This window comes from Pseudoalteromonas sp. SG44-1, assembly GCF_014164315.1.
GTDB lineage: Bacteria > Pseudomonadota > Gammaproteobacteria > Enterobacterales > Alteromonadaceae > Pseudoalteromonas > Pseudoalteromonas rhizosphaerae.
The window spans coordinates 1-231 of the sequence record NZ_JACJEW010000323.1 but is presented as its reverse complement, the minus strand read 5'-3'; the positions used below and the strand labels follow the sequence as shown (position 1 = coordinate 231).

The window sequence follows — 231 nt, the reverse complement described above, 5'->3', positions numbered from 1 at the left end:
ACGCAAGTGAACGTTACAATCATCGCGGCCAATGGCGCAGTACAAAGTGCGACAGCAACAACGGATGGCGCAGGTAATTGGTCCGTGGAGGCCAGTAATGCGATTATCGAAGGCGAGTACACAGTGAATGTCAGTGTGACAGACTCCGCAGGCAATACCGGCACCGATAGCGAAACTGGGGTGATAGACACAACAGCGCCGAGCGTCACTATCGATGCACCGGCGTTGACC

Annotated in this window: 1 protein-coding gene; it reads left to right on the top strand. The window is 55.0% G+C overall.

The genetic code is table 11. The annotated features are described in order from the left end of the window. The coding region (locus H5187_RS24295; protein WP_259401782.1) for an Ig-like domain-containing protein at positions 1 to 231 on the top strand (231 nt) is incomplete at both ends.